This window comes from Cohnella nanjingensis (genome assembly GCF_014212125.1).
In the GTDB taxonomy this organism is placed as follows: domain Bacteria; phylum Bacillota; class Bacilli; order Paenibacillales; family Paenibacillaceae; genus Cohnella; species Cohnella nanjingensis.
In genome coordinates this window covers 1-4372 of the sequence record NZ_JACJVP010000043.1, presented here as the reverse complement: position 1 = coordinate 4372, position 4372 = coordinate 1, and the positions used below count along the sequence as shown (strand labels likewise).

At 63.0% G+C, this 4372-nt stretch carries 7 protein-coding genes; 1 reads left to right on the top strand and 6 read right to left on the bottom strand.

The genetic code is table 11. From position 1 onward, the window contains the following. Positions 1 to 150: 150 nt before the first annotated feature. The 6 genes from tatC to H7C19_RS25140 all read right to left on the bottom strand — a co-directional run bounded on the left by tatC (position 151) and on the right by H7C19_RS25140 (position 4041). Positions 151 to 975, bottom strand: coding sequence for a twin-arginine translocase subunit TatC (gene tatC / locus H7C19_RS25165; RefSeq protein ID WP_185671845.1), 825 nt, complete (start codon positions 973 to 975; stop codon positions 151 to 153). Between the two features lie 79 nt (positions 976 to 1054). Then, complete coding sequence (locus H7C19_RS25160) at positions 1055 to 1294, bottom strand: twin-arginine translocase TatA/TatE family subunit (protein WP_185671844.1); 240 nt, start codon at positions 1292 to 1294, stop codon at positions 1055 to 1057. Between the two features lie 44 nt (positions 1295 to 1338). Next, complete coding sequence (locus tag H7C19_RS25155) at positions 1339 to 2352, bottom strand: molybdopterin-binding protein (protein WP_185671843.1); 1014 nt, start codon at positions 2350 to 2352, stop codon at positions 1339 to 1341. After that, on the bottom strand, positions 2349 to 2843 hold the full coding sequence (locus H7C19_RS25150; protein WP_185671842.1) for a MogA/MoaB family molybdenum cofactor biosynthesis protein: 495 nt from the start codon (positions 2841 to 2843) through the stop codon (positions 2349 to 2351). The genes H7C19_RS25155 and H7C19_RS25150 overlap by 4 nt, the downstream gene beginning before the upstream one ends. A gap of 38 nt (positions 2844 to 2881) precedes the next feature. After that, positions 2882 to 3382, bottom strand: coding sequence for a cyclic pyranopterin monophosphate synthase MoaC (moaC, locus tag H7C19_RS25145; RefSeq protein WP_185671841.1), 501 nt, complete (start codon positions 3380 to 3382; stop codon positions 2882 to 2884). Next, positions 3382 to 4041, bottom strand: coding sequence for a 5-formyltetrahydrofolate cyclo-ligase (locus H7C19_RS25140; RefSeq protein ID WP_185671840.1), 660 nt, complete (start codon positions 4039 to 4041; stop codon positions 3382 to 3384). The genes moaC and H7C19_RS25140 overlap by 1 nt, the downstream gene beginning before the upstream one ends. 202 nt (positions 4042 to 4243) lie before the next feature. Here H7C19_RS25140 and H7C19_RS34995 point away from each other — a divergent pair. Then, positions 4244 to 4372: ATP-binding cassette domain-containing protein (locus tag H7C19_RS34995; protein WP_185671839.1), on the top strand; the 129-nt coding region annotated here is incomplete at its 3' end.

Genomic DNA, 4372 nt, shown 5'->3' with positions numbered 1-4372 from the left:
AAAGCGATAATGGCCGAGCCCTCTTTCCACGAAAAAAGGGCAGAGCCGCATCAACGCGGCATTGCCCTTTTGCTTCTATATGATTCTCACGTCTCGTTATGCGCTTCTCGCATTCCGCTGCGCGCTTAGCTTCATTCACTGTCCGCTAACTTAAGCCGAGTTTCCGCCCGAGCGGTCAGGCTCTTCTTCGTCCTCGTCTTCTTCTTCCTCCCATGCCCGTTGGCGCTCCATCCGCTTGCGGAAGGCCATGGACGACAAGAGGACGCTCACTTCGTACAGAATGACGAGCGGCACCGCGACTAACAGGTCCGAGATGACGTCCGGCGGCGTTACGACCGTTCCGATCACGGCCATCGTGAACCAGGCGATCTTGCGCATCTTGCGGAGCATATTCGGATGCAGGATGCCGATCCGCGTAAGGAACAGAATAACGATCGGCAACTCGAACAGCACCGACATCGGCACCAGAATGTTGAACAGGAACGAGAAATATTGCGCGACCCCGTACGTCTGCTTCAGTCCCATGTTCTGCGTAATTTTCTCGGTGAACGAATAAGCCATCGGGAACACGACGTAGTAGGCGAACGTCAGTCCCGCGAGGAACATCACCAGCGCGCCGGGAACGTAGCGCAGCGTAGCCTTCTGCTCCTTGACCCCCAGCGCGGGGCGAACGAACGCCCATAGCTGAAACAGCGCGAACGGAATCGCCACGACGAACGAGATGAGGAACGCAAACTTCATGTAGAGCCCGATCGCATCCCATGGCGAGAACGCGCTCAGCTCGATCCGCTCCGTGGGCGCCGCGGCCACCAGATAATCAAAGAGCGGCTGCGCGCCGAATAAGCCTCCGACCACGCCGAGGATGAATACGATCAAGACGTAGATGACTCGTTTTCTCAATTCGCCGATATGCTCCATCACCGGCATCCAATCCGCGTCGCGGATCTTCGCCCCGGAGCCCGAACGGTCTGTCATGTGCGACCTCCCATATCCCGTACAACAAGCAAGCAGGGCGGCCCAGGTAGCTAGCCGCCCTCTTCCCTATGAGACGCTCTTATTCCGGCAAACGCCGTTCCGACTTGACCGGCTCCGCTTCCGGAGCGGCGGGGGATACGTCCACCCGGCGCGCCTGACGATCGCGTTCGTCGTCCGACATCAAGTCGTTCGCGCCTTTCTTGAATTCGCGCAAAGTCTTGCCGAACGCCCGTCCAAGCTCCGGGAGCTTGTTCGGTCCGAACAACAGCAGCGCGATCAGCACGAGCAAGATAATACCCGAAGCGCCAATGCCACCCATCGAATCGCCTCCTATCTGAATGATAATCCTGTTAAGCCAACCCGTTAACGGCGGTGCAAACCGCCGTAGCCCATCGCGGCGATCTGTTCGCGAACGATCTCTTCCCCGGCCAGCACCCTCGGCAGCAACACGTCGAAGGAAGTGTAGGGATCATGCATGACGCAGCCCGGCAATCCGAAGATCGGTACGCCGCGTATGTAACCGAACAGCAGCATCGAGCCCGGCAGCATCGGCGTGCCGTAACTGACGATATCGGCGCCCGCATCGGCAATCGCACCCGGCGTGCGGTCGTCCGGGTCGACGGACATCCCGCCTGTCACCAGTATCATATCATAACGTTGTTCCAGGAAGTAGTGAATATGATTGACAATTGTTTGTCGATCGTCGGGCGCGAACCGCTGCTCCGCCACTTCCGAACCGAGCGCTTCGAGCTTCGCCGCGACGGCCGGTCCGAACTTGTCCGCGATGCGTCCCGAATAGACTTCGGTCCCCGTCGTGAGCAGGCCCGCCCGCATCTTGCGCAGCGGCCGGACGGCCAGAGGCTCCGCGCCGCCGCGCACCTCCCTATAGCGCGCGGCGATGGCTTCCACGGCGGCGACTTTGGCTTCGGGCACGACCAGCGGGATGGCGCGCGTAGCCGCGATCCCCTCTCCGGCCCGGACGACCGTGCCGTCCAGGATCGTAGCCAGCGCGATCTCGCCGAGCGCGTTGATCTCGTCGACGACTTCCTTGGCGACGACGGCAAGTCCCACGATCGCGGACTTGAGCGTCACCTTGCCTTCGTACGGCTCGCCGCAAGTCAAGTTCGTCCCGCCGAGCGCGGCTGCCATCCGCAGCGCGGCGTCGTCCTCGTGCAGATCTCCCTCGCCCAGCTCCATGACGTACAGATGCTCTTTGCCGATGTCCTTCAGCTTCGGGATATCCTCTTCGGCGACGCGATGTCCTTTACGGAACAGCCGGCCTTTGAACGTGCCGGGCAAGATCTGCGTCAGGTCGTGCGCGAGCGCCAGACCGACGGCGTCTTCGACCTTCACCTCTCGCAGAATCGTACCGCTCATAGATCCCGGTCCTTCCCGATGCCGCTGACGAGCAGCAGCGCGGCGGGCAGCTGGTCCATGATCGCCATCAGCATCTCGTGCACGCCCTTCGGGTCGCCCGGCAGATTGACGACGAGCGAGCGCCCGCGAATGGCGCACACGCCTCGGAACAGCATCGATCGGCGATTGCGCTGCATGCCCGCCGCGCGCATGGCTTCCGCCATGCCGGGCACGGTCCGCTCGGCGACCATTAAGGTCGCCTCCGGCGTCACGTCGCGAAGGCCGAGGCCGGTCCCGCCGGTCGTCAGCACGAGATCCGCTTGGTAATAATCCGCCATCTCGATGAGCGCCGCCCGAATCTCGTCCTGTTCGTCCGGCACGACGCGATAGTCGACGATCTCGCCGCCCAATTCCTCTTCGATAAGCTCGCGAATGACCTGCGCGCTCGTATCCTCGCGTTCGCCGCGAGCGCCTTTATCGCTTGCCGACAACAGCGCCACTTTCCAAATCATGCGCTTCTCCCCTCCGATCCCTGCCTCACGCGATCCCCTTACGGGCGGTCTTCCCCGGACAGCTCGTAATCCCCGTTCTTGCCGCCGGTCTTGCTGCGAAGGCGCGTCGGTCCGATGACCATGTCCTTCTGCAGCGCTTTGCACATGTCGTACACCGTCAAAGCGACGGCGGACACCGCGGTCAGCGCCTCCATCTCGACGCCGGTCTTGCCCGTCGTCTTCACCTCGGCCGTCACGTGCAGCGTGTCGCTGCCGTTGTCCGCGAACCGGACGTTCACGCCGGTCAGCGGCAGCGGGTGGCACATCGGGATCCAGTCGGACGTCCGCTTCGCGGCTTGAATGCCGGCGACCTGCGCCACGGCGAGCACGTCGCCCTTGGCGACGGAGCCTTCCAGGATGCGCTTCAGCGTCTCCGTCGCCATCCGGATGCTCGTCTCCGCTACCGCGGTCCGAGCCGTAACCGGCTTGTCGGATACGTCCACCATCACGGCGCGGCCCTGTTCGTTGAAGTGCGTCAATCCATCCGCGCCCGTACCCATCATGACTCCTCCTTGTCGAACCGGATCAACCCGTCCTCCGTCGCGAGTCCGTCGAGCGGCAGATCGTGCGGCTCCTTCGGGAGCGACGTCTCCACCGTCTGCGCCGCGTAGGCGAACCCGATCCAGACCGGCGGATCGGCGGTATCCACGCTGCGGTCGACAGCCTTCAGCTCCGCATAAAGCCGGTCGTAATAGCCGCCGCCGTAACCGAGCCTGCCTCCCTGCCGATCGAAAGCCAACCCCGGCACCAGCACCGCATCCGGCCGTTCGCCCGCGGGCAAGCGCGAGGTCCGCGCGGGATCGGGGGCCGGCACGCCCCAGCGTCCTGCGGACCAATGCTCGGGAGCGCCGACGAGCCGCAGCTCCATCCCGCCACCCTCGTCCCGGATGCGGGGAGCAACGATGCGATGCCCGTTCGCCCAGCTCCATTCGAGCACCCTCGCCGGGTCCGCTTCGGACCGGAAGGCGGCATACGCGCACACGGTCAGCGGCCTTCCCCGCTCCGCCGCCAGCGGAATCAAAGCCTGCTCGATCGCGACGCGGCAGAGCCGTTCGGAGAGCGCCTTCCGCTCTTCGCTCGTCAAGGCGTCCCTTATCCCTCTCATCTCGGCTCGCAGCCGCTGCTTCGCGATGTCCCCTTGTCCGCGCTCCGCGCTCATGACGTTACCCTCCGGGAACCGTTGAATGATAGCTTTAGTGTAACATTTTTCCGGCGATTTCGCCAAAAGAAACGCGGGCGCCCGCACGGCGATCGACGGTTTTTGGACGGGATTCGCGTTTTGCGATACACTTGAGAGAGCGCGCCTTCTCCGGGATACGCGCCGAATTCTACGAAAATGATCGAAGTCGGAGGGAGCCCTCTTGCTTTTAAACGCATCTGGCATCGTCAAACATTACGGGGTCACGCCTATCCTTGAAGGCGTATCCATGCAGATCAACGAACGCGACCGCATCGGTCTCGTCGGCGTCAACGGCGCCGGCAAATCGACC